This window comes from Vibrio sp. 03_296, assembly GCF_002265885.1.
Genome location: NZ_NPKW01000154.1, coordinates 1 through 802, shown reverse-complemented (window position 1 = coordinate 802; position 802 = coordinate 1). Strand labels below are relative to the sequence as shown.

Genomic DNA, 802 nt, shown 5'->3' with positions numbered 1-802 from the left:
GCGGCCACAATCACCATCTGGACACTGCGAAACACGAACACCCATGCGTTGCATCTCCGCGATCACCTCGATCATGACGAGGTTAGCAAGGGTAATTCACCTACCAAGGTATCAAGCTTTTTTCCAAGCGCTTGTGTCGATGTTCTCGATGTTTTCTTTTAGTGGCTTGTTAAGATCGATCACCCCTTTTGCTCCAGGGCCGACCACCAGTTTTTCCATGTACATATCTGGTGCTTTTAAAAGCTCCCTTTTTCACCAGCAGCCAATACCGCAAGAGCGTTTGATTGGCCCATCGCGGTCATGCGCGTCCCTTCGATTGGATCGACCGCGATATCCACTTCATCCCCACCTAGGCCAACACTTTCGCCAATGTAAAGCATCGGGGCATCATCGATTTCACCTTCACCAATAACAATTTCACCACTGATGTCAGTTTTATTCAGCAGGGTGCGCATGACTTCTACAGCAGCGCCATCCGCCGCGTTCTTGTCACCACGGCCTAGCCATTTATAACCCGCTAGAGCTGCGCCTTCTGTGACGCGGGAAAAGGCCATCGCTAAATCGCGTTTCATGTTGTCTCCAAAAAAGTGTTAAATCGAAGGAAGAGTAAAATTGGCGCGATTCTAGCACAAAATGTAGGGGAAACGTTTGCTAAATTCAGTTTGAAGGCGAAAATCGAGGTGCGAGGTGCGAGGTGCGAGGTCGAGTGCGAGAGCCAAGGCATAAGCGCTCTTAGGGCCTCGTATTTGGTGTCTAGGGTTTTCCCTAGAAGCGGAGAATTACTCGACGTCTTCCATCTTGC

General features: G+C 49.9%; 1 pseudogene. It reads right to left on the bottom strand.

The annotated features are described in order from the left end of the window. Positions 1 to 572 (bottom strand): annotated as a pseudogene (glpX, locus tag CIK04_RS21265) (class II fructose-bisphosphatase); the annotation flags it as partial. Between the last annotated feature and the right edge of the window lie 230 nt (positions 573 to 802).